Genomic DNA, 21,048 nt, shown 5'->3' with positions numbered 1-21,048 from the left:
TCGGTGGTGCGTCCGACTCAGAAGAACAGCCACAACACGAGCAGCGCGTACAGGATCACCAGCGAGATGAGCGTGAGGCGGATGAGGATGTTGACGCTGAACACGAGCCCGTTGTAGTCGTTCTTCAGGAGCTTCACCGGCTCGGTCCGGTTGCTCTCGAACCCGACCGTCGCGGGCGCGACGTCGTCGACGGCGCGGTCGACCGCGCCCTCGATGGCGTCGATGTCGGACTCGCGCTTGTTCGCCAGCTCGTGGATCGACGCGTGGGTGTCCGTCGAGAAGGGGATTACCGCGTCGAACTCCGCGCGGTACTCGTCGGCGGTCGCCCGCACGTCGGGGGTGAGCCCGTTGGTGTCGACGCCGATCCAGAGGACCTCCTGGCCGTCGACCCGCTCGACCATCGCCAGCGCGTCCTGACCGGTCCGCGTCACGGCGAACCCGGCGGCGTAGTCCTCGACGAGGTCGGCGTCCGCGAGCCGGTCGCGGAAGTCGTCGAACGCGCGCTTCAGGCGGTCGGCCGTCGCGGAGCCGTACTGGATCTCGACGTCGGGGCCGTTCTGGATGTCGTGTCGGTGCTGGTCGATCAGCAGCACCTCGTCGTGGTCGACGTCGCGCATGAACACGCCCGTGTCGTAGTCGTCGATCCCCTCGCCGTGGAGGACGATCACCTCCTTGTCCCCGATCCGGCGGCCGTGGAACCGCACGTCCGCGTAGCCCTCGCGCTCGCCGTACGACGCGGTCACGAGCCGCGAGACGCGCTCGGTCCGGTCCGGGTCGGCGACCGCGTCGAGGATCCGCTCCGCGTCCGCGGGGTTCGAGAGGTCCTCCTTGTGCGTACACGGGACGTGGAAGAAGAAGCCGGCCGCGTCCGCCGACGCGGCGGCCGCGGCGCCGCCGTCGGTCGCGGCCGCCGTCTCGGCGCGCTCCGCCCCGTAGACCCCGCGGCCCTCGTTCAGCGCCTCGATCAGGTTCCCGCTCAGCTGGCCGCCGCCGAACCCGCCGAGCGGGCCGGGGTGGACCCACGGGGCCGCCACCGTGAGCCGTCTCCCGTTGTCGACGGCGAACGTCTCGACGGCCGGACGGGCCTCGACGCCCAGGTCGAGTGACTCGCGGTCGTTCCGGAGGAGACCGGAGGTGAGCGCGAACGCGGAGACGTCGGTGTTGCTCTTGATCAGGTAGTCGACGACGACGAGGACCAACACGAGGAAGCCCGCCGCGATGAGCAGCGAGGCGAACGCGAACACGTGTCGGTACGTCGAGAAGCCGAGTTCGCTCCCGCCCAGCGCGTAGAAGGCGGCGATGAGCCCCGCCGGCTCGACCAGCGAGACGAGCAGGATCCGGTCGAACCGGTCGATGCCCGTCGAGACGACGAGCACCAAGATGTTGATCAGGTACAGCGTGATGAAGCTGAGCCAGATGATGCTCCAGGCGTTCCCGACGTTGTCCGCCCCGGAGAGTACCAGCGCGTAGACGAACAGGACGAACTGTGAGGTGAGCGCGAGGAAGTAGCTCCACGACCGCGGGTAGCCGTCGAGGACCCGGGGGAAGAGTTCGGCCGCGACGACGAAGGGGACCAAAAAGATGAGAACGGCCACCGGCAAGATCCGGGACGGTTCGGGAGCGAACGGCGTGAAGAGCCAGATTCCGCCGACCGTCCCGACGGCGTAGACGACGCTGAGAGCGACGAGGGCGGCCGCCTGAATCCTGAGGGGCGGCACAGAGAAGATGAACCGTTGAAACGCGTCGACGTTGTCCGCGCCCATCTACGCCGTCACCCCGTATATCGATTCGAGCTCGTCGACGGTCCGTTCCACGGAGAACCGCTCGACCGCGCCGCGGGTGTCCCGGTCGCCGTCGAGACAGTCGCGGACCGCGCGCTCCATGTCGTCGAGGTCGCCGAACGCGAAGCGCGCCCCGTTCTCGGGGCCGATCGTCTCGTCGAACGGCGCCACGTCCGCGGCGGCGACCGGCGTGCCGCAGGCGTTCGCCTCCAGCGTCGAGAGCCCGAGCGTGTCGCAGGTCGACGCCGTGACGAACACGTCGAGGGCGGCGTAGAAGTCGGGGAGATCCTCGCGCGGCAGGAAGTCGTGGAACCGGACGTTCCCCGGCGCGTCGGCCTCCAAATCCGCCCGGACCGGCCCCTCGCCGACGACTTCGAACCGCACCTCGGGCAGGCGTTCCGCGAGCCGGAGGATCTCGTCGACGTTCTTCTTGCGGGTCATCCGGCCGCTGTACCCGACGACCGGCGCGTCGACGGCCGTCGGCCCGCCGTCGGTCGCCGTCGCGGTCACGCGGGCGTTCTCGCGCGGCCGGAACCGGTCCATCTCGATCCCGACGGGGAGCCGGTACGGCTCCACGTCCCGCCGGATACGCGAGGTGGAGGCGGTGACGCAGTCGAACGCGTTGAGGAAGCGATTCTCGTAGGCGACGTACGCCCGCCCGACGACCGAGGCGAGCCGCTCCGACTTGAGCCCCTGAACGAAGTAGTCCTCGACGGGGGTGTGATGCGTGTACACGGAGGTCGCGCCGTACCGCCTCGCGTACCGGAGGCCCATCAGCCCGGTCGACGCCGGGCCGTGGCAGTGGACCACGTCGAGGTCGGGGAGCGTCGACAGGCGGCGGAACGTGGGGAGGCGGTACTGACGGTAGAAGGGGTTCGGCAGCGAGGGGACCGGAATCTCGTGGTCGTCCGGCTCGTGACTGCTCGCCGGATACACCACGTAGACGTCGTGTCCCCGAGACTCGAGCCGGTCGCGCCACGACTGGATGGTGTAGGTGACGCCGTCGATACCGGGGAAGTAGCTGTCGGTGAAGAAGCCGATGTTCATGGTCGCGTCTGACGGTTGGGGGGTTGCCGGCGGCCGGAACCGCCGCGGAGGGGTCGGCGGGCGGGGGACGCGCCGGTCGGGGCGGGGCTCGGCTCGTCGTCCGCGCCGACGGCTACTGCGAGTACCACGGTCATTCGCCGGATTCACTACCAGACCGCTTCAACATTTTCATTTCCCGAGCCGACCGGTCGGACCGGCGACGGCCGACCCCGCCCGGACCTGCCCCGCCGGACCCCGCCCGCTTAATCCCCGGGCGCCCGAACCGCCGGGCATGATACCGACCGATCGCATGGCGGCCGTCGACGCCAACGCGGCGGCGCTCGGCGTGCCGCGCAAACAGCTGATGGAGTCGTCCGGCAACGCGGTCGCCCGCGAGGTGCGGGCCGTCGCGGACCCGGGCGCGACCGTCGCGCTCGTCTGCGGCCGCGGGAACAACGGCGGCGACGCCCTCGTCGCGGCGCGGTTCCTGACCGAGTACGCCGTCCGGGTCCACCTGCTCGGCCGCCCCGAGACGATCCGGACCGACATCGCGCGGGAGAACTGGGCGGCGCTCGAAAACGCGGCGGTCCCCCGAGAGACCGTCACCGACTCGCGCGACCTCGACCTCAACGCGCCCGACGGCGACGACCCCGACGTGGTCGTCGATGCGATGCTCGGGTCGGGGATATCCGGCGGGCTCCGCGAACCGGAGCGGACCGCGGCCGCCGCGATCAACGCGAGCGACGCGACGGTGATCGCGGTCGACGTGCCATCCGGGATCGACGCCGACACGGGCGACCCGACGGGGGGCCCGGGCGGGGTCGCCGTCGACGCCGACCGCGTGGTGACGTTCCACGACGAGACGCCCGGGCTGGCAGCCCTCGACGCCGCGGTCACGGTCGCCGACATCGGGATCCCGGCCGCCGCGGAGCGGTACACGGGCCCGGGAGACCTCCTCGGCCTCGACCGCGACCCCGACTCGCACAAGGGCGACAACGGCGAGGTCCTGGTGGTCGGCGGCGGGCCGTACACCGGCGCGCCGACGCTGTCTGCGCTCGCCGCGCTCCGGGCGGGCGCGGACCTCGTCCGGGTGGCGTGTCCGGAATCGATCGCGGACGCGGTCCAGGGCTTCTCGCCGAACCTCATCGTCCGGCCGCTCCCCGGCGATCGGGTCGGCTCGTCGCACGCGGACCGGGTCGCGTCGCTCGCGGCCGAGAACGACGTCGTCGTCCTCGGCCCCGGACTGGGAGACGGCGACGGGACCCGCGAGTTCGTCCGCGAGTTCCTGACGGCCTACGAGGGGCGAGCGGTCGTCGACGCCGACGCGCTCCGCGTCGTCCCCGAGGTCGACACGGACGCCGACCTGATCTGTACCCCGCACCAGGGCGAACTGGTCGGCATGGGCGGCGAGACGGCGCCTGAACCCGACGAGCGCGCCGAACTGGTCCGGGAGTTCGCCGCGGACCTGGGCCACGTCCTGCTCGTGAAGGGCGCGGTCGACGTGGTCGCCGACGCCGACGGCGTGCGGCTGAACCGCACCGGCAACCCGGGCATGACCGTCGGCGGGACCGGCGACGTGCTGGCGGGGACGGTCGGCGCGCTGGCGGCCGTCGCGGACCCGTTCCGAGCGGCCGCGGTCGGCGCGTACGTCGTCGGGCGCGCGGGCGACGCCGCGGCCGACGCGAACGGCGCCGGCCTGGTGGCGACGGACTTACCCGACCGGCTGCCGGAGGCGATGCGTAATGAGTGACGACGGACCCGGCGACGGCGCGGCGGGCGACGGCGCGAGCGCGGACCCCGCCGGCGCGGACGCGCTGACCCACACCGACGACGCGGGCGACGTCCAGATGGTCGACGTGGGCGCGAAGCCCGACAGCAGTCGACGCGCGGTCGCGCGCGGCGAGATCCGGCTGACCCCGGAGACGATCCACGCGGTCGAGGCCGACGCGGTCGAGAAGGGCGACGTGCTCGCGACCGCCCGGATCGGCGCCGTCCAGGCCGTGAAACACACCTGGGAGACGATCCCGATGTGCCACCAGATCCCGATCACGAACGTCGACACCGAGTTCGCGGTGGGCGACGACCGGATCGAACTCACCGTCGCGGTCGAGACCACCGGGAAGACGGGCTGCGAGATGGAGGCGTTAGAGGGCGTCACGACCGGGCTGAACACCGTCTGGGACATGGTGAAGGCGGCCGAGAAGGACGCCGACGGCGGATATCCCGACACGCGGATCTCGGACGTCGAGGTCGTCGAGAAGCGGAAGGAGCAGGTCAGCGAGTGAGTCGCGGGCGGGTGACGGGTGGGCGGCGAGTGAGCGGCGGGCGGCGTCGGACCGGAGCCCGGACGTCGGTCAGAACAGTCCGCTCACGTCGCCGTCGGCGTCCACGTCGATGTCCTCGGCGGCCGGCTCCGCGGGCAGCCCCGGCATCGTCATCACGTCGGCGGTCTTCGCGACGACGAAGCCGGCCCCCGCCGAGGGCGTCACCTCGCGGACGGTGAGCGTCCACCCCTCGGGCACGCCGGTCCGGGCGGGGTCGTCGGACAGCGAGTACGGGGTCTTCGAGAGGCAGACCGGGAGGTCGCCGTACCCCCAGCGCTCGACGCGCTCGACGTCGTCGGCCGCGCCGTCGACGTACTCGACGCCCGCGGCGCCGTACACCTCGCGCGCGACCGTCGCTATCTTCTCGCGGATCGGCGCGTCGGCGTCGTACAGGGGTTCGAACGACCCCGTCCCGGCGCGATCGCGCACGAGTTCGGCCAGGTCGGTCGCGCCCGCGCCGCCGTCGCGGTGGGCCGTCGAGCGCGCGACCGGGATCCCGCGCTCTTCGAGGCCGGCTTCCAGCGCGGCGAGTTCGGCCTCGGTGTCGTCCGCGAACACGTTGATCGCGGCGACCGTCGGGACCCCGAACGACTCGGCGATCGAGACGTGCTTCGCGACGTTGGCGACGCCGGCCCGGACCGCCTCGGGGGCCGGGTCCGCGAGGGCGTCGAAGTCGGTCGGCCACATCTCCAGCCCGTGGCGCTTCGCGCCGCGGACGGTGGCGACCACGACGGCAGCGTCGGGGACCACGCCCTGACGCGCGACGATGTTCCCGAACTTCTCCGCCCCGAGGTCGGCGCCGAACCCGGCCTCCGTGACGAGGTAGTCGGCGAGCGCGGCGCCGACCCGGTCCGCGACGAGGGTGTTCGTCCCGTGCGCGATGTTCGCGAAGGGGCCGCCGTGGACGAACGCCGGGACCCCCTCGACCGTCTGGACGAGGTTCGGCCGGAAGGCGTCCCTGAGCAGCGCGGCCGCGGCGCCGGTCACCCCGAGGTCGTCCGGCGTGACGGGCTCGCCGTCGGCGTCGGCCGCGAGCACGATCCGACCGATCCGCGCCTTCAGGTCATCCAGGTCGGTCGCGAGCCCGAGGACGGCCGTCAGCTCCGAGGCGGCGGTGATCACGAACTCGTCTTCGCGCGGGACGCCGCTCGCGGTCCCGCCGAGCCCGACGACCGTCTCGCGGAGCGCGCGGTCGTTGACGTCGAGCGCGCGCGGCCAGTCGACCCGTCGCGCGTCTATCTCCGCGTCGTTGCCCTGATGAAGGTGGTTGTCGAGCGCGGCCGCGAGGAGGTTGTGCGCCGCGGTCAGCGCGTGGATGTCGCCGGTGAAGTGGAGGTTGATCGCCTCCATCGGGAGCACCTGCGACCGGCCCCCGCCGGCCGCGCCGCCCTTGACCCCGAAGACCGGGCCGAGCGACGGCTCCCGGACCGCGACCGCGGCCCGCTCGCCCAGCGCGGCGAGCCCCTGCCCGAGTCCGACGGTGGTGACGGTCTTCCCCTCGCCCTTCGGCGTCGGCGACATGCCGGTCACGAGGACGGTCGTCCCGGCCGACGCCGCCGCGGCCCCGGGCGCGCGCGGCCCGTCGCCCACGGCGTCGCGGACCGCCGCGTGCGTGAGCTTCGCGACGCCGTCGCCGCGCCGCTCGACGTCGTCGGCGGAGAGCCCGAGGTCGGCCGCGACCTCCTCGATCGGCCGGGGATCGGCCGCTCGCGCGACGGCGAGGTCCGAATCCGGTACCCCAGTCGCGTCGCTCGCGGGATCGGTGGGCGCCATACCGGCGCTTCTCGGCCCGCTCGTATGAGCGTTGCTCGGGCCTTGGTGACAACCCTCAGCGGTCGAGGAACGGCGGGACCACGACCTCGGCGCGCTTCTCGTCGCCGCGCACGACGACGCTCACCTCGGTGCCGGCGTCGGCGTACGACTCGTGGAGGTAGCCCAAGCCGATGGGCTCGTCGAGCGTCGGGCTCATCGTCCCGGAGGTGAGCTTCCCGACGCGGGTGAGGTCGCCGTCGGTGACGGCGTACCCGTTCCGGGGGACGCCGCGCTCGCGGAGGCGGACGCCGACGAACTTCTCGTCGACTCCCTCCTCTTTCTGGGCCTCCAAGGCGTCGCGGCCGACGAACTCCGTGTCGAGCTCGACGACGAAGCCGATCCGGGCCTCGTACGGCGTCCGGGGCTCGCTCTCCGGGTCGAAGTCCTGTCCCGACAGCAGGTAGCCCATCTCGGTGCGGAGCGTGTCGCGGGCGCCGAGCCCGCACGGCTGCGCCTCCAGCGGCGCGTCGGCGAACGCCGCCCAGACGGACTCGGCGGCGTCGGCCGGACACATCACTTCGAAGCCGTCCTCGCCGGTGTAACCGGTGCGCGCGACCCAGCTCTCCGTGCCGGCCACCGCCGCGGCCGCCGCCTCGAACTTCGAGAGGCCGACGACCCGGTCCCCCGGCGTCGCCTCGTCGAGCGCGTCGGCCGCGTCGGGGCCCTGGACTGCGAGCATCGCCCAGTCGTCGGTGGCGTTCGCGACGGTCGCGTCGAGGCCCCACTCGTCGCGGTGCGCGGTCCAGCGGTCGTACATCTGCCCGTCGTGGCCGGCGTTCGGCACGAAGAGGTACGCGGGGTCGCCGCTCGGGGCGTCGAGGTCGCCGTCGCGGGTCCCGTCGAGGTCCGCGAGCGACGCGGCCCCCTCGCCGGCCGCGGTCCCGTCGGGGAGCCGGTAGACGACCGTGTCGTCGAGCATCACGCCGTCCTCGTTCGTGATCGCGGCGTACTGCGAGTCGCCGGGGTCGAGCGCGCGCACGTCGTTCGTCGTGAGCCGGTTCAGCAGCTCGGTCGCGTCCGGGCCGGACACCTCGATCTCGCCCATGTGCGAGACGTCGAAGACGCCGACCGACTCGCGGACCGCGGCGTGCTCGGTCCGGATCGAGTCGAACTCGACGGGCATCTGCCAGCCGCCGAAGTCGGTGAACTTGGCGCCGCGCTCGTCGTGGGCGTCGTGGAGCGGAGGGAGGCGATCGGTCATACTCGCACCTCTCCGGGACGAACCTAAGGCTTTGTGACATCGGCGGTCCGCGTCGGCGGCGGCCCCCGCCGCGGTCGCGCCCGTCGTCGACTCGGCCGACAGCCTCAAGCGGTCGCCGGCCCCTCGCTCCGGCGTGAGCAGCCGTCGCCCCGACCGGACCGGTCCGATCGCACCCGCGGTCGCCGTCGTGGTCGCCGCGGTCCTCCTGTTCGCGCTCGTCGGGACCTGGCCGCCCTTCGTCGCGGTCGAGAGCGGCAGCATGGCGCCCGGGGTCGAGCGCGGGGACCTCGTCGTCGTGACGGCGGCCGACCGCGCGCCGTGGGGCGACCTCTCGACCGCTGCCGACCCGAACGCGCCGGCGCGGCTCAGCGGGACGGGCGACGTCGTCGTCTACACCGTCCCGGGGGCGGACGGGAGACCGGTGTTCCACCGGTTGGCGTTCGCGGTCGACGCCGGCGAGGACTGGACGGAGCGGGCCGACCCGGCGCTCCTCGCCGCGGACTGCGCGGATCTGGCGACGTGCCCGGCGCCGTACGACGGGTACGTCACCTACGGCGACGCGAACGAGCTGTACGACCAGAGCGCGGGCATCGCGCCCGTCGTCCCCGACGAGTGGATCGCCGGGAAGGCGCTGTTCGCGGTGCCGAACCTCGGCTGGATACGGGTGGGCGTCGAGGCGGCGGCCGCGCGCTACGGCGGGGTCGCGACCGGCGTCGTCCTCGTCGGTATCGCGGGACTGGCCGGGGGCGTCGGGGCGCTGTTGCTCGGTCGGGTTCGGCGGGGAAGCCGGCGGTAAGGACTTGTGTCAGGGCTCCGAAGGCGCGTTCACCCCCGTCGCTCTCTCTCCCGTGAACGGTCGCCGGCTGCGTCGCTCGATCGCTACCGGTGCCAGGTCGGTTCGCTTCCCGTATCGTCCGGGGCCTCGGTCGCGTCGACCTCGTCGCCGTCGAGCGTCACGGAGCCGTTCGCCGCGTTGCGGAGGGCGTCCGACCGGCCGAACTCGCCGGGCGCGATGGCGAGCGTCCGGATCCCGTAGCCGTTCGCGGTCTCGACGACCGGCTTGAAGTCCGTGTCGCGGGAGGCGATCGCGAGCGTCTCCATCCGACCCTCCGCGGCGAACCGCGCGGCGTCGACCGCGAGCTTCACGTCCACGTCGCCGCTCGTGACGATGACCTCGAAGCCGCGCGCCTCCGCGGCCTGGATCAGCCCCGGCGTCGCGTGCTCGTCGAGGTACAGCCGGGTCGTCACCAGCGGCCCCTCCGCCTCGGCGGCCAGTCGCACGTCGTCTAAGTCCACGTCGAACTCCTCGCGCAGCACGTTCGGGCCGTCGACGAACAGCGCCACGCCGCCGGCGTCCGGATCCGTCTCGGCGTCCGCGCTCGCGACGCCCTCGGCGGTCGTCTCGGGGTCCGGCCCCTCGCCTCGGTCCATGACCGGCCTTCGCCGTCGTCGGAAATAGGTATGGTGATCCGCGGGCGAGGCCGTGCGGCCACCAACACATTTTCTATCATCCGTGCGAGGTGTGTGTATCATGCCCTCCGACCGCCTTCGCCGGTTCAGAGACGCGATCGTCGCGCAGCGGACGGCTTTCATCGAGCGCGCCGCGCTGCTCGCGATCGGGGTGACGCTCGTCGGGTGGAACCTGTTCACGCTCGGACCGGTGTCGCGGATCGACGGCTTCGGGCTACTGCCCCTCCTCCTCGGTGTGACGCTCGCTATGCTCGCCGTCTCCGAGTTCCTCCCCGAAGAGCGGGCGTACGCGATTCTCGCGATACGACTGTCCTTCCTCGCGCTCGTTCTCGTCTCCGTCGGACTCGGGACGCTACTACTGCTGTTTGTGCTGAATAACGCTCCCTAACCGTCCGATCGCTGTCGAAATTCGAGACCTTATATCGATATTACGACTTCCCTCACGTCCGTAGTGAATATACGGTGGCTTGAAGTACGGTGTCCAGCAATAACGGGATAAGATGTCACAATCGAACGCGTACACCGTCATTTCCGCACAGAACGATCACGAATGTACCACGGTACGTGCCCATCCCCGCAACGAGACGTTCCACATCGTCGACTACGCCGACGAGGACGCCCGCGAGCGGGTCGCGGACCTCCCGGTCGGGTCCGTCGTGCGGATGGAGCTGTCCCGCGCGGGTCGCCGGAGCAACGTCTGGTGCGCCGAGTCGGTCACGACGGCCCGGACCGACGGGGGAGAGAGCCGGTAAGCGGCGCCGCACTCCGCGCTCCGTCACCGGCCGGGAGCGCGCTCGTCGACTCCGCAGTCCGGTTCCCGCGGGTCCGTTTCGTCTCTCTCTTTCGCCGTTCGCCGTCCGTCTCGCAGCCGTCCGCTCCCCGATGGCGACAGGTATTTGCCGCCGATGCCGGTAGGCGCAGGAGATGGTCGAGACGCTGCTCGCTGTCGGTATCGTCGCCTCGGTGTTCGTCGGCTTCAACATCGGCGGCTCCTCGACCGGCATCGCGTGGGGGCCGCCGGTGGGCGCCGGCATCCTGAAGAAGACGACCGCGGCCGCGCTGATGACGGTGTTCGTGTTCCTCGGCGGGTGGACGGTGGGACGGAACGTGATGGACACGCTCAGCGGCGGGATCATCACGACCGAACTCTCGCTGTCGGCCGGCGTCGCCGTCCTGTTTTTCATCGGGTTCGGGATCCTCATCGCGAACGTCTTCGGCGTCCCGGTGCCGACCTCGATGACGACCGTTGGCGCTATCGCGGGGCTCGGGCTGGCGACCGACACGCTCAACTACGCCACGATCACCCGGATCGTCTCCTGGTGGATCGTGACGCCGATCATCGGCTTCTGGATCGGCGTCGTCATCGGTCGGTACGTCTACCCGGCCGTGAACCGGCGCGTTCGCATCGAGAAGTCCCCCGGCCCGCTGCTCCGACTCGACCGCGACGGGGCCGTACCCACGGTCGCGCTCGGACCCAACACGACGTACTCGGAACTCGTCAGCACGGTCGTGGTTCTGGTCATCGGCTGTTACATGGCGTTCAGCGCCGGTGCGAGCAACGTCCCGAACGCCGCCGCGCCGCTCGTCAGCGGGGTCGGCGGGCTCCCCGACGACACCGCGATCCTGCTCGCGACGCTCGCGATCGGGCTCGGCGGGTTCACGATCGCCCGCCGCACGATGGAGTCGGTCGGCGGCGAGCTCAGCGACATCCCGCTCCTCGCCGCGCTGTTCGTGATGACCACGGCCTCGACGATCACGACGGTCCTCTCGTGGATCGGCATCCCGATCAGCCTCGTCATGGGCACGGTGATGACGATCGTCGGCATCGGCTGGGGGCGGGCGACGCGCCCGGTCACGGTCCGGCAGGCGGTCACGCGCGACACCGGCGACAACGAGATCGTCACCGGCGCGATCACCGTCGGCGACACCGAGGGACGGCAGTCGTCGCCGATCGGGGAGGCGGAGCCGGCGGCGGTGTTGAACGCGGGCGACCTGTTCAACCCCCGGGCGGTCCTGAAGTACGTCTCGATGTGGATCATCGGCCCGTCGGTGTCGACCGCGCTGGCGTACGCGTTCTTCGTCCTCTTGCCGGGAGTCGCCTGACGACGCCGCGCTGACGGGAGCAGTTAGGAGGGTGCGCGGCGTAGATCGGGTATGATAGACCGCATCCTCGTGCCGATGGACGACTCGGACCACGCCGAGCGAGCCCTCGAATACGCCTTGGAGAACTTCCCGGACGCCGACGTCACCGTGGTCCACGTCGTCGGCGCGCCGTCGATGATGATGGGCGAGGCCGCGTCGCTCGCGCTCGCGGACGACTTCGAGGCGGCGGCCGCGGAGCGCGCGGAGGGCGTCTTCGAGCGCGCCCGCGCACTGGCGACCGACCGCGGCCGCGAGGTCGACACGGCCGTCGGCGTCGGCCACCCGGCGCGGAACATCGTCGACCGGGCGGAGGGGTACGACACGGTCGTGATCGGGGCCCACGGCGCGGACCGCGGGCGTGCGACGCGCCGGTTCCTCGTCGGTAACGTCGCCGAGACCGTCTCCAAGCGCGCCCCGGTGCCCGTGGTGCTCGTCCGCTGACGGAGGGCCCGGCGCGGTCGGTGGGCGGCGGCGCGATCAGTCCCGCGTGAGCCGCGGGTTCGTCACCGCGCCGGCGGCGGCGGAGGCGAAGTCCCGGCCGTACTTCGCGAGGATGCCCCCCTCGTAGGGCGGCTCGGGCGCCTCCCACTCCTCGCGGCGCGCCTCCAGCTCCTCGTCGGAGAGGTCGACGGTGAGGTCGCGCTCGGGGATGTCGACGGTGACGTGGTCGCCGTCCTCGATCAGGCCGATCGGGCCGCCGACGGCGGCCTCGGGCGCGACGTGGCCGATCATCGGGCCGCGGGTGCCGCCCGAGAAGCGGCCGTCGGTGAGCAGCGCCACGTCGTCCTCGTGGCCCGCGCCGACGACCGCGGCGGTGACCCCGAGCATCTCGCGCATCCCGGGGCCGCCGCGGGGGCCCTCGTTGCGGATGACGATCACGTCGCCGGACTCGATCCCGCCGGACTGGACGTACTCCATCGCGTCCTCCTCGCTCTCGAACACGCGGGCCGGCCCTTCGTGGTAGAACTCGTCGTCGCCGGTCACCTTCAGCACCGAGCCGTCCGGCGCGAGGTTGCCGTCGAGGATCTTGATCGCGCCCTCCTCCTCCTTCGGATCGTCGACGGGGTAGAGGAAGTCGGCCTCGACGTCCGACTCGTCCGGGAGCTCGCCGCGCTCCTCCAGCGCCGCGATCTCCTCGGCGAGGGTGTTGCCCGTCACCGTCATCGCGTCGCCGTGGAGCAGGTCCGCCTCCAGCAGGCGGCGGAGCACGACCGGCACGCCGCCGATCTCGTGGAGGTCGTTCATCACGCGCGTCCCGCCGGGCTGGAGGTCCGCGATCTTCGGGGTGCGCTTGGATATCTCGTCGAAGTCCTCGATCGAGAGGTCCACGTCGGCCTCGCCCGCCAAGGCGAGCAGGTGGAGGACGGCGTTCGTCGAGCCGCCCATCGCGGTCTGGGCCGCGATCGCGTTCTCGAACGACTCCCGCGAGAGGATGTCGGAGGGGCGGCGGTCGTTCTCGATACAGTCCATCGCCAGCTCGCCCGCGCGCTCGGCGACCGCGTAGCGCGCCTCGTCCTCGGCGGGCGGCGAGGCCGACCCGAGCGGCGCCAGCCCGAGGGCCTCCGAGAGCGACGCCATCGTGTTCGCGGTGAACATCCCGCCGCAGGAGCCCGCGCCGGGGCAGGCGTGCCGCTCCAGGTCGTCGAGCTCGTCGGCGTCCATGTCGCCCTGCGCGTACGTGCCGACGCCCTCGAACACCTGGACGATCGTCACGTCGCGGCCGTCGTGCTGGCCGGGCATGATCGAGCCGCCGTAGAGGAAGACGCTCGGCAGATCCGTCCGGATCGCGGCCATCATCATCCCGGGGAGGTTCTTGTCGCAGCCCGCGACGGTCACGAGCGCGTCCATGCGCTCGCCGAAGGAGACCAGCTCGACGGAGTCGGCGATGACCTCCCGCGAGATGAGGCTCGCCTTCATCCCTTCCGTCCCCATCGAGATGGCGTCGCTAATGGTGATCGTTCCGAACTCGATCGGCATCCCGCCCGCGGCGTCGATGCCGTCGAGCGCGGCGTCGGCCACGTCGTCGAGGTGGACGTTACACGGCGTGATGTCGGCCGCGGGGTTCGGCACGCCGACGATGGGCGACGAGAGGTCCTCGTCGTCGAAGCCCATCGCGCGGAACATCGCGCGGTGCGGCGCCTTGTCCGGCCCCTCCGTCACCTCGCGGCTGCGCAGGTCTCCGTCCTTCTTCCCGGCGAATCGGTCCGCGTCCGCCCGGCGACGACGCCGCTCGTCGTCGTCGGACCTCGGCTGCTGTTCGCTCATACGCGACCCTGTCGCTCGGGGGTCTTAAACGGCCGCGTCGGGGCGAGGGTTGCTCGGCGGGGCGAACGGGTTCGGGGCGAGGGTCGATCGGTCGTCGTCACCGGGCTATCACACCCGCGACTTCAGTTCCACCCGGTAGCCGAACGGGTCCCTGACGTACACCGCGCCCGCCTCCCCGGTCGCGCCGAGCGGCGAGTCGAGGCTCTTCTCGACCTCGACGCCGGTGTCCGCCAGTTCGGCCTCGATCTCCTCGACCGATTCCTCGACGACGACCGCGACGTGGTCGTAGTTCGTCTTCGTCGGCGCCTCGAACTCGTCGGTCGGCCAGAGGTGGATCACGGCGGTCGCCGAGAGCCGCACGTCGAAGAACGGCTTCTCGTCGGCCGCGTACAGCGCGTCCTCGATGCCGAATCCGAGCTGCTGGCCGTAGAACTCGCGGGCCTCGTCGGCGCCGTCTTCGGGAATTCGAAGGTTGACGTGGTCGATGTGTCGAGCGTTCACAACGGCCGGTTCGGCGGCCGGGCGCAAAAGTCGTGCGGGGGCGGCACGACGCTCGCCTTCGAACGCCAGCAGCGCGGCGAATGCGACGGTGAAGCGCGGTCCCGCGACCCGCGAACCGCCGCGGAGTATTTACTCACAAAAATGTAAGTATCACACATGATTGGCTTGAACGTCGTCGCCGTCGCGCCGCTGATGGGCGGGATGGCCGGTGCGGGGATGGGCGGCTGGATGTTCCTCTTCCCGCTTCTCGCGTTGCTCACCGTCGCGGCGCTGCTCGCCGTGGGCGTCGTCGGAATCAGGGCGCTCGCGAACGAGACCGACGACGGCTCGACGCAGAGCGAGCCCGACGAGGATCCGGTCGAGCGCCTTCAGCGACGGTACGCGGAGGGCGATCTCACGGAAGCGGAATTCGAGCGGGCGCTGGAGCGCGAACTGGAGCGGGAGGAGACCGGTGGGACCGGTTCGAGCCCGACGCACGAGACCGAATCGAGCGGGGAGGCGGCGCGGGCGCGGTAAGTCGGGGGAAGAAGGTCGGTCGTCGCGGCCGGTCAGGCGAACGCGCGCAGGATTCCGGCGCCGTCGGTGCTGCGGCCGAGGTCCGGGAGCGTGGCGCGCTCGGGGTGGGGCATCAGCACCGCGACCGTCTCGCGCTCGCCGAGGACGCCGGCGACGTTGTCGGTCGAGCCGTTCGGATTGGCGGCGTCCGTGACGTTCCCGTCGGCGTCGCAGTAGCGGAAGAGGACGCGGTCCTCGGCGACGAGGTCGGCGTGGGCCGCCTCGCTTATCTCGAAGCGCCCCTCGCCGTGCGCGATGGGGACCTCGATGACCTGTCCCTCGTCGTAGGCGGCGGTCCAGGGGGTATCGGCGCGCTCGACGCGCAGGCGGACCGGCTCGCACTGGAACCGCGCGGAGGCGTTCGTGGTGAACGCGCCGGGCGTCAGCCCCGACTCCGAGCCGATCTGCGCGCCGTTACAGATGCCGATCACGGGGACGCCGGCGTCGGCGGCGTCGCGGACTTCGTTCATGATCGGGTCGCGGGCGGCCATCGCGCCGGCGCGGAGGTAATCGCCGTAGGAGAACCCGCCGGGGAGGACGACCCCGTCGGGGTCGGCGGGGAGGCCGTCGTCGTACCAGACGCGCTCGGCGTCGACGCCGAGGTGGTCGAGCGCGCGGACGGCGTCGCGGTCGCAGTTCGAGCCGCCGAACTGGACGACGGCGACCGTCACGCCGCCCACCCCGTGTGGGCGGCCGCGACGCTCGCATCGCCGGCGGCCGCGCCGGTGACGGTCGGCGTCGTCCCGGAGACGGCGACCGTCATCGCTCCGCGACCGCCACGTCGTAGTCGTGGATCGTGGGGTTCGCGAGCAGCCGCTCGGCCATCTCGCCGGCGCGGTCGGCCGCCTCGTCGGCGTCGGCGGCGTCGAGGTCGACCTCGAAGCGGTCCGCCGAGCGGAGGTCGGACAGCTCGAACCCGAGCCGTTCGAGGGCCTGCTGGGTCGTCTCGGCCTCCGGGTCGAGGACGCCCCGCTTCAGCCGGACCGTCACCGTCGCCGTGTACGCGGTCATACCCGATGGTGCGGAGTCGTGTGTAAAAACCGTTTTGGAACGACGTTTATACGCACATTCGTGGATATATATCGGTCGTTCGTGCGGGAGGCAGGGACGGCACCGAGCGAAAGGGGCAAACCCCTCCGGCTGTTGGAGGAGGTGTATGCAGCCGCTCGAACCCGCGGAGGTGATCGTCGCATGACCCGCGAACTGACCGAAATCACGGTCGTCGGAGGAGACAAGACCGGACTCATCGCGCGGGTCACCTCCCTGCTGTTCGAGCGCGGAATCAACATCGAGGACCTCGATCAGGCGGTCCGCGAGGGCGTCTTCCGGATGACGACCCGCGTCGACACCTCGGAGATGGAGACCTCGCGCGGCGAGCTCCGCCGGGCGCTCGCCGAGCTCGGCCGCGAGCTCGACGTCGACATCCAGGTCCGGTTCCCGAGCGACCGCGACGCGCGGCGGGTGGCGCTGCTCGTCACCAAGGAGACCCACGCGCCCGAGGCGCTGTTGGAGGCGGAGGCGCGCGGCGAGCTGGCCGAGGACAGCGAGGCCGAGATCCCGGTCGTCATCGGCAACCGCGGCGACCTCCGGTCGCTCGCGGAGCGCTACGACAAGCCGTTCTACGACGTGGGCGACGGCAACGGCAACACCGATGAGGAGCGCCTGCTCGACCTGCTGGCCGAGTACGACGTGGACCTCATCGCCCTGGCGCGGTACATGCGCATCCTCTCGCCCGAGGTCGTCTTCCGGTACGAGGGGCGGATCGTCAACGTCCACCCCTCGCTGCTGCCGGCGTTCCCCGGCGCGGAGGCGTACCGGCAGGCCAAGGACGCCGGCGTCCGGGTCGCGGGCGTCACCGCCCACTACGTCACGACCGACCTCGACCAGGGGCCGGTCATCGCCCAGCGCGCCTTCGACGTGCCCCCGGGCGCCGACGTCGACGAGATCAAGCGCCGCGGGCAGCCCCTCGAGGCCGAGGTCCTGCTCGACGCGGTCCGGCTCCACCTCGCGGACGCCATCGCGGTCCACCGCGGGACAGTCCACGTGCGCGAGGACGTGGACGTCGACGCGCAGCTCGGCCTCTCGGAGGCCGCCGTGGACGCGAACCCGGACGAGCCCGTCGACGGCGAGCCGCTCGGCCGCACCCGCCCGTCGCCGTCGGACGACTGACGGAGCGGGAGAGGGCCGCAGGCGCCGGTCGCACCCGGACTGCGGCGGCTACTTTTAACCGCCCGCGAGCGCAACAATGGACGATGACCGGCCGTCGCGCGCGGACGAGGTTCCTCGCGGACACCGCCGCGGTCGTCCGCAGCGACGAGCGGCTGATCCTGCTGTTCCTGCTGCTCCTCTCGCTCGCCGCGCTGGCGGTGTTCCTCCACTACACGACCCTGGTGCTCGAGGGGCTCCCGGACCCGGTTCCGGGGGAGCCGTTCGGGCCGTGAACCGGGACCGCCGGGGCGCTCACTCCAACCGCACCAGCAGGTCGCGGTTCGCGGCCTCGTAGCGCAGGCGCTCGTCGTCGAGCGCCCGGCGGCGTCTGGCCGCCCAGTCGCTCGCGTCGTAGCCGGTCTCGCCGACGGCCGCCTCCACCGTGTCGAGCAGGTGCGCGAGTACGGTCCGCTCGCCCGACTCGTAGGGGGGTTCGATCTCCCACGGGGAGGGCCCCTCGGCGATCGCGGTCGCCTGCCGGGCCAGCGCCGCCGCCCCGTCGGGGCCGCCGGGGCGGAACTCCCGCATGTGGCGGTGATAGCGGTCGAGGACGGCCTCGTCGTCCGGGTCCGGGGGCGCGAACCGCGTCTCGCCGTCGTATGTGATCGGCGCGTACGCGACGGGGGCGACCTCGGCGAGGGCGTCGACCGCGGGGGCGGCGTCGACCACGTCGAAGAACGCGCAGCCGACGACCGCGTCGAACCGCTCGCCGGCGGCCGCCGCCTCGCTCGCGACGTCGAAGGCGTCCGCGACGCGGAACTCGACGGCGACGTCGCCGACCGCGCCGCCGATCCGCGCTTCGCCCGCCGACAGGGCGTCCTCGCGGGCGTCGACCGCGACCCACCGGCCGGCGTCGATCACGCCCCAGTCGACGAGGCGCTCGACCATCGTCGCCGTGCCCGCGCCGACTTCGAGCACCTCGGGCTCGGGCGGGAGCTCGGCGGCGAAGCGGTCGAGGACCGTCCGGTTCAGCGAGCGGTCGTCGAGGGCGCGCTTCGCGTCGAGGTACGTCGCGTGGTCGGTCACGCCGCGTCACCTCCCCGATCCGGGCCCCCCGTCCGCCGTCCGGCCTCGGCCTCCAGGAAGTCGACGACGCGGTCGAGCGTCTCCGGCCACCCCGGCCGCGCCTCGTAGTCGCGGCGGGCGGCGGTCCCCATGGCCGCCAGCCGGTCGCGGTCGTCGAGGTCGCGGAGGGCCGCGGCCACGGCGCGCGGGTCGCCGGGGGGCACGAGGACGCCCGACTCGCCGTCCCGGACGAACTCGCTCGCGCCGCCCGCGGTCGTCGCCAGCGGCACGCAGCCGAATCCCATCGCCTCCAGGTACACCATGCCGAACGGCTCGTACCGCGACGGGACCGCCAGGACGTGGCTCTCGCGGAGCCGCGCCGCGACCGCCTCGTCGTCGAGGCGGCCGGCGAAGCCGACGCGGTCGCCGATCCCGGCCGCGGCGACCGACTCCGCGACGGCCTCGGCGTGGTCCGGCGCGACCGTCCGGTCCCCGACGACCGTCAGCCGCCAGTCCACGTCGCGACCGTCCAGCCTGGCGAGGCCGTCGACGAGCGCGTCGAGCCCCTTCCGCGGGACGACGTTCCCGAGGAAGGTCACCTCCAGCGGACCGGACCGGGCGCGCTCGCGGATCTCGGACGCGGAGGTCACGGGCTCGAACCGGTCGCCGGCCGGCGGGGCGACCGCGCTCCTGGCCGGGCCGCCGAGCACGGCCGCGTTCCGACGGGTCGTCTCGGCGTTGTACACCGCGGCGTCGACGCCGCGGAGGAACCGGCGCTCGACGGCCGCCACTCCGCGGCGACCGAGCGCCGAGCGCGCGCGGTCGAGGGGCCCCCGTCCGCCGTCCGGCGTCCCCTGCGCCGCCCGCGCACGCCACGCGATCATGTGGACGAGCGCGACGGTCGGCGCGTCGAGTCGGCGGTTGGCGCACAGCACGGAGGGGTGCGCCAGCCCGTCCTCGACGACCACGTCGAACTCGGCGAGGCGGTCTGCGAGCCGGCCCGCACGGAGGTTCGGCGCGAGGCGTTCCCGGTAGGACCCCCGAGGCAGCGAGACGACCTCGACGCCGTGGCCGCGCTCGCGGAGCCGGTCGCGGAGCCGCCGGTCGTAGTAGAAGCCGCCGGACTCGGACTCGATGTCGCCGGCCAGCACGAGGGCGACGCGCATCGGGGCGTCACCGCAGTTCGCCGGCGTAGGAGACGCTCGCGGCGTCGTCCTCGCGGACGGTCACGGTCAGCCGGGTCGCGGCCGGGGCGTCCACCGTCGCGAGGTCGTCGAACAGCGCTCGGGCCAGCCGCTCGGCGCTGGGGTTGCCCTCCAAGTGCTCGTTGAGCGTCTCGTCCCGGTAGCGGTCGGCCGCGTCGGCCAGGGCGTCGAGCGCGAGGTCGATGTCGAGCAGGTAGCCGTACTCGCCGAGCTCCGGGCCGCGGAACGTCGCCTCCGCGGTGAAGGTGTGCGAGTGGAGCTCCGCCTCGCCGGCCGGCGGGTTCGGGACGGTGAGGTAGTGCTGTGCGACGAACGTCTCGGAGACGGTCAGTTCGTACATGGGTAGGTGAAGAGGAGTTGGAGGGTCGCTTCGCCCTCGTCGGCGAGGCGCCGGTACGCGCTCGGCGCGCGGTCGACCGGGACGCGGTCCGTGACGAGCCGTTCGGTGACGCCCAGCTCGCCGTGAAGTCGCCGGAGCTGGCGCCAGGCGGTCTCGCGGCGGCGCTCCCGGTCCCAACGACCCCGGAGTTCCGGCGCGATGGTCGTGACCTGGCTGCTCCGGACGGTGACCCGCCCGCGGTGGAAGTGGTCGCCGAAGCCGAGGTCGGCGCGCTTGGTGCCGTACCACGACCCCACGAGGACGCGGCCGTCGAACCGCGTCGTCTCGACGGCCGTCTCCAGCGTCTCGGGCTGCCCCGAGACCTCGACCGCGAGGTCGACGCCCCCGGTGCGGTCGCGGACGGCGTCGACGACGCCGGCGCGCCCGTCGTATCGGGTCGGGTCGACGACGGCGTCGGCGCCGAACTCGGCCGCGAGCCCGCGCCGCCGGTCCTTCGGTTCGACCGCGACCACGGTCTCCGCGCCGCTCCGTGCCAGGAGGGCGGTCGTGAGCAGCCCCACGACGCCCTGCCCGAACACCGCGACGCGCTCGCCGAGCCGGGGGGCCGCGTCGAGCGTCAGCGTCACCGCCGTCTCCGCGTTCGCGAACAGCGTCGCGGTCTCCGGGTCGATCCCGTCCGGGACCGGGATGAGCGCGTCCGGGGAGACGGCGAACCGGCTCTCGTGGGGGTTGAACGCGAAGACGGTGCGGTCGCGCCACGACGGGTCGACCGCCTCGCCGACCGCGGTCACCCGCCCGACGACCGCGTAGCCGTAGCGGAGCGGGTACGAGAGGTCGCCGTCGAGCGAGGAGAGCTCCTCGTCCGCGACGGTCTCGGGGTCGAGATCCCCGCGGTACGCGAGCAGCTCGGACCCCGCGCTCACCGCCGAGACGGACGCGGAGACGACCACCTCGTCGGGGGCCGGGGCGGGGTCGTCGACCGTGACGACCTCGACGCGCTCGGGGGCGGTGAACTCCACCGCGCGGTGGACGGCGCCGTCGCTCACGCGGACTCACCCGTCCGCGGCCGACGGCCGAGAGGAGTCGACATTACCGATCGCATGTGCCGATCAAATATAAAGCCCCGCCGGCGACGACCGCCCGACCGAGCGGAGTCGCCCGTCGCGGTCGCGCCCGCCGGGGAGTAAACATAAGCCGGCGGAGGCCGTGCGTG

At 72.4% G+C, this 21,048-nt stretch carries 23 protein-coding genes; 10 read left to right on the top strand and 13 right to left on the bottom strand.

Annotated features, from left to right (window positions below; translation table 11 throughout):
• Window positions 1-17: 17 nt before the first annotated feature.
• Together DVK06_RS04340 and DVK06_RS04335 are read right to left on the bottom strand one after the other, a co-directional pair.
• On the bottom strand, window positions 18-1,763 hold the full coding sequence (locus DVK06_RS04340) for a DUF2070 family protein (RefSeq protein ID WP_121599430.1): 1,746 nt from the start codon (window positions 1,761-1,763) through the stop codon (window positions 18-20).
• On the bottom strand, window positions 1,764-2,828 hold the full coding sequence (locus DVK06_RS04335) for a glycosyltransferase (protein WP_053771269.1): 1,065 nt from the start codon (window positions 2,826-2,828) through the stop codon (window positions 1,764-1,766).
• Window positions 2,829-3,099: 271 nt separating this feature from the next.
• Between DVK06_RS04335 and DVK06_RS04330 the strand changes: the two genes are divergently transcribed.
• Together DVK06_RS04330 and moaC are read left to right on the top strand one after the other, a co-directional pair.
• Window positions 3,100-4,557 carry an NAD(P)H-hydrate dehydratase gene (locus tag DVK06_RS04330; protein WP_121599429.1) on the top strand — a complete coding sequence of 486 codons (1,458 nt, stop codon included), beginning with the start codon at window positions 3,100-3,102 and terminating at the stop codon, window positions 4,555-4,557.
• Window positions 4,550-5,092, top strand: coding sequence for a cyclic pyranopterin monophosphate synthase MoaC (gene moaC, locus DVK06_RS04325; RefSeq protein ID WP_053771267.1), 543 nt, complete (start codon window positions 4,550-4,552; stop codon window positions 5,090-5,092). The genes DVK06_RS04330 and moaC overlap by 8 nt, the downstream gene beginning before the upstream one ends.
• A gap of 69 nt (window positions 5,093-5,161) precedes the next feature.
• Here the strand turns inward: moaC and DVK06_RS04320 are convergent, their stop codons facing one another.
• Entirely contained in the window at window positions 5,162-6,904 is a 1,743-nt protein-coding gene (locus DVK06_RS04320; RefSeq protein ID WP_121599428.1) for a formate--tetrahydrofolate ligase, read from the bottom strand.
• Between the two features lie 55 nt (window positions 6,905-6,959).
• On the bottom strand, window positions 6,960-8,144 hold the full coding sequence (locus DVK06_RS04315) for a glycine cleavage system aminomethyltransferase GcvT (RefSeq protein WP_121599427.1): 1,185 nt from the start codon (window positions 8,142-8,144) through the stop codon (window positions 6,960-6,962).
• 133 nt (window positions 8,145-8,277) lie between these two features.
• Between DVK06_RS04315 and DVK06_RS04310 the strand changes: the two genes are divergently transcribed.
• The gene (locus tag DVK06_RS04310; protein ID WP_121599426.1) at window positions 8,278-8,940 is read left to right on the top strand and encodes a S26 family signal peptidase; all 663 of its coding nucleotides are present in this window, start codon (window positions 8,278-8,280) and stop codon (window positions 8,938-8,940) included.
• 83 nt (window positions 8,941-9,023) lie between these two features.
• On the opposite strand, the gene DVK06_RS04305 is transcribed toward DVK06_RS04310, so the two are convergent.
• Window positions 9,024-9,575, bottom strand: a complete 552-nt coding sequence (locus tag DVK06_RS04305) for an NYN domain-containing protein (protein ID WP_121599425.1) — start codon at window positions 9,573-9,575, stop codon at window positions 9,024-9,026.
• Between the two features lie 100 nt (window positions 9,576-9,675).
• Here DVK06_RS04305 and DVK06_RS04300 point away from each other — a divergent pair, with 100 nt between their 5' ends.
• From DVK06_RS04300 to DVK06_RS04285, 4 genes are all read left to right on the top strand, one after another.
• Window positions 9,676-10,002, top strand: coding sequence for a hypothetical protein (locus DVK06_RS04300; protein ID WP_121599424.1), 327 nt, complete (start codon window positions 9,676-9,678; stop codon window positions 10,000-10,002).
• 112 nt (window positions 10,003-10,114) lie between these two features.
• Window positions 10,115-10,366 carry a hypothetical protein gene (locus tag DVK06_RS04295; protein ID WP_121599423.1) on the top strand — a complete coding sequence of 84 codons (252 nt, stop codon included), beginning with the start codon at window positions 10,115-10,117 and terminating at the stop codon, window positions 10,364-10,366.
• A 172-nt stretch (window positions 10,367-10,538) separates the two neighbouring features.
• Window positions 10,539-11,717 (top strand): inorganic phosphate transporter, encoded by a 1,179-nt coding sequence (locus tag DVK06_RS04290; RefSeq protein ID WP_121599422.1) that lies wholly within the window; start codon window positions 10,539-10,541, stop codon window positions 11,715-11,717.
• A 51-nt stretch (window positions 11,718-11,768) separates the two neighbouring features.
• Window positions 11,769-12,197: a universal stress protein gene (locus DVK06_RS04285; RefSeq protein ID WP_121599421.1), complete on the top strand. Its 429-nt coding sequence runs from the start codon at window positions 11,769-11,771 to the stop codon at window positions 12,195-12,197.
• Window positions 12,198-12,233: 36 nt separating this feature from the next.
• Here the strand turns inward: DVK06_RS04285 and ilvD are convergent, their stop codons facing one another.
• Window positions 12,234-14,021 (bottom strand): dihydroxy-acid dehydratase, encoded by a 1,788-nt coding sequence (ilvD, locus tag DVK06_RS04280; RefSeq protein WP_121599420.1) that lies wholly within the window; start codon window positions 14,019-14,021, stop codon window positions 12,234-12,236.
• Window positions 14,022-14,129: 108 nt separating this feature from the next.
• On the bottom strand, window positions 14,130-14,522 hold the full coding sequence (locus tag DVK06_RS04275) for a VOC family protein (protein WP_121599419.1): 393 nt from the start codon (window positions 14,520-14,522) through the stop codon (window positions 14,130-14,132).
• Window positions 14,523-14,678: 156 nt separating this feature from the next.
• On the opposite strand from DVK06_RS04275, the gene DVK06_RS04270 reads away from it, so the two are divergent.
• Window positions 14,679-15,038 carry an SHOCT domain-containing protein gene (locus DVK06_RS04270; protein WP_121599418.1) on the top strand — a complete coding sequence of 120 codons (360 nt, stop codon included), beginning with the start codon at window positions 14,679-14,681 and terminating at the stop codon, window positions 15,036-15,038.
• Between the two features lie 32 nt (window positions 15,039-15,070).
• On the opposite strand, the gene purQ is transcribed toward DVK06_RS04270, so the two are convergent.
• On the bottom strand, window positions 15,071-15,748 hold the full coding sequence (gene purQ, locus DVK06_RS04265) for a phosphoribosylformylglycinamidine synthase I (protein ID WP_053771257.1): 678 nt from the start codon (window positions 15,746-15,748) through the stop codon (window positions 15,071-15,073).
• Between the two features lie 88 nt (window positions 15,749-15,836).
• Window positions 15,837-16,088, bottom strand: a complete 252-nt coding sequence (gene purS, locus DVK06_RS04260) for a phosphoribosylformylglycinamidine synthase subunit PurS (RefSeq protein WP_121562396.1) — start codon at window positions 16,086-16,088, stop codon at window positions 15,837-15,839.
• 180 nt (window positions 16,089-16,268) lie between these two features.
• On the opposite strand from purS, the gene DVK06_RS04255 reads away from it, so the two are divergent.
• Window positions 16,269-17,246, top strand: a complete 978-nt coding sequence (locus DVK06_RS04255) for a formyltransferase family protein (protein ID WP_121562395.1) — start codon at window positions 16,269-16,271, stop codon at window positions 17,244-17,246.
• A gap of 83 nt (window positions 17,247-17,329) precedes the next feature.
• Window positions 17,330-17,518, top strand: coding sequence for a hypothetical protein (locus DVK06_RS04250; protein ID WP_121599417.1), 189 nt, complete (start codon window positions 17,330-17,332; stop codon window positions 17,516-17,518).
• A 19-nt stretch (window positions 17,519-17,537) separates the two neighbouring features.
• Here the strand turns inward: DVK06_RS04250 and DVK06_RS04245 are convergent, their stop codons facing one another.
• Genes DVK06_RS04245 through DVK06_RS04230 form a run of 4 tightly spaced genes read right to left on the bottom strand, consistent with a single transcriptional unit; the run spans window position 17,538 to window position 20,881 of the window.
• Window positions 17,538-18,311 (bottom strand): class I SAM-dependent methyltransferase, encoded by a 774-nt coding sequence (locus DVK06_RS04245; protein ID WP_121599416.1) that lies wholly within the window; start codon window positions 18,309-18,311, stop codon window positions 17,538-17,540.
• Window positions 18,308-19,456, bottom strand: a complete 1,149-nt coding sequence (locus DVK06_RS04240; protein WP_121599415.1) for a glycosyltransferase family 4 protein — start codon at window positions 19,454-19,456, stop codon at window positions 18,308-18,310. The genes DVK06_RS04245 and DVK06_RS04240 overlap by 4 nt, the downstream gene beginning before the upstream one ends.
• 7 nt (window positions 19,457-19,463) lie before the next feature.
• Window positions 19,464-19,835, bottom strand: a complete 372-nt coding sequence (locus DVK06_RS04235) for a 6-carboxytetrahydropterin synthase (RefSeq protein ID WP_121599414.1) — start codon at window positions 19,833-19,835, stop codon at window positions 19,464-19,466.
• Window positions 19,823-20,881 (bottom strand): zinc-binding alcohol dehydrogenase, encoded by a 1,059-nt coding sequence (locus tag DVK06_RS04230; RefSeq protein WP_121599413.1) that lies wholly within the window; start codon window positions 20,879-20,881, stop codon window positions 19,823-19,825. The genes DVK06_RS04235 and DVK06_RS04230 overlap by 13 nt, the downstream gene beginning before the upstream one ends.
• Window positions 20,882-21,048: the final 167 nt, after the last annotated feature.

It is taken from the genome of Halorubrum sp. Atlit-28R, assembly GCF_003665955.1.
Taxonomy (GTDB): domain Archaea; phylum Halobacteriota; class Halobacteria; order Halobacteriales; family Haloferacaceae; genus Halorubrum; species Halorubrum tropicale.
Note: the sequence above shows the minus strand (reverse complement) of the source record. Positions and strands in the feature narration are given on the sequence as shown.

Coding starts and splice junctions, on each gene's coding strand:
- DVK06_RS04255 (WP_121562395.1), top strand. CDS start 16,269: ATGACCCGCGAACTGACCGAAATCACGGTCGTCGGAGGAGACAAGACC.
- DVK06_RS04340 (WP_121599430.1), bottom strand. CDS start 1,763: ATGGGCGCGGACAACGTCGACGCGTTTCAACGGTTCATCTTCTCTGTG.
- DVK06_RS04290 (WP_121599422.1), top strand. CDS start 10,539: ATGGTCGAGACGCTGCTCGCTGTCGGTATCGTCGCCTCGGTGTTCGTC.
- DVK06_RS04300 (WP_121599424.1), top strand. CDS start 9,676: ATGCCCTCCGACCGCCTTCGCCGGTTCAGAGACGCGATCGTCGCGCAG.
- DVK06_RS04315 (WP_121599427.1), bottom strand. CDS start 8,144: ATGACCGATCGCCTCCCTCCGCTCCACGACGCCCACGACGAGCGCGGC.
- DVK06_RS04270 (WP_121599418.1), top strand. CDS start 14,679: ATGATTGGCTTGAACGTCGTCGCCGTCGCGCCGCTGATGGGCGGGATG.
- DVK06_RS04305 (WP_121599425.1), bottom strand. CDS start 9,575: ATGGACCGAGGCGAGGGGCCGGACCCCGAGACGACCGCCGAGGGCGTC.
- DVK06_RS04240 (WP_121599415.1), bottom strand. CDS start 19,456: ATGCGCGTCGCCCTCGTGCTGGCCGGCGACATCGAGTCCGAGTCCGGC.
- DVK06_RS04320 (WP_121599428.1), bottom strand. CDS start 6,904: ATGGCGCCCACCGATCCCGCGAGCGACGCGACTGGGGTACCGGATTCG.
- DVK06_RS04285 (WP_121599421.1), top strand. CDS start 11,769: ATGATAGACCGCATCCTCGTGCCGATGGACGACTCGGACCACGCCGAG.
- DVK06_RS04235 (WP_121599414.1), bottom strand. CDS start 19,835: ATGTACGAACTGACCGTCTCCGAGACGTTCGTCGCACAGCACTACCTC.
- DVK06_RS04330 (WP_121599429.1), top strand. CDS start 3,100: ATGATACCGACCGATCGCATGGCGGCCGTCGACGCCAACGCGGCGGCG.
- purS (WP_121562396.1), bottom strand. CDS start 16,088: ATGACCGCGTACACGGCGACGGTGACGGTCCGGCTGAAGCGGGGCGTC.
- moaC (WP_053771267.1), top strand. CDS start 4,550: ATGAGTGACGACGGACCCGGCGACGGCGCGGCGGGCGACGGCGCGAGC.
- ilvD (WP_121599420.1), bottom strand. CDS start 14,021: ATGAGCGAACAGCAGCCGAGGTCCGACGACGACGAGCGGCGTCGTCGC.
- DVK06_RS04250 (WP_121599417.1), top strand. CDS start 17,330: ATGACCGGCCGTCGCGCGCGGACGAGGTTCCTCGCGGACACCGCCGCG.
- DVK06_RS04335 (WP_053771269.1), bottom strand. CDS start 2,828: ATGAACATCGGCTTCTTCACCGACAGCTACTTCCCCGGTATCGACGGC.
- DVK06_RS04295 (WP_121599423.1), top strand. CDS start 10,115: ATGTCACAATCGAACGCGTACACCGTCATTTCCGCACAGAACGATCAC.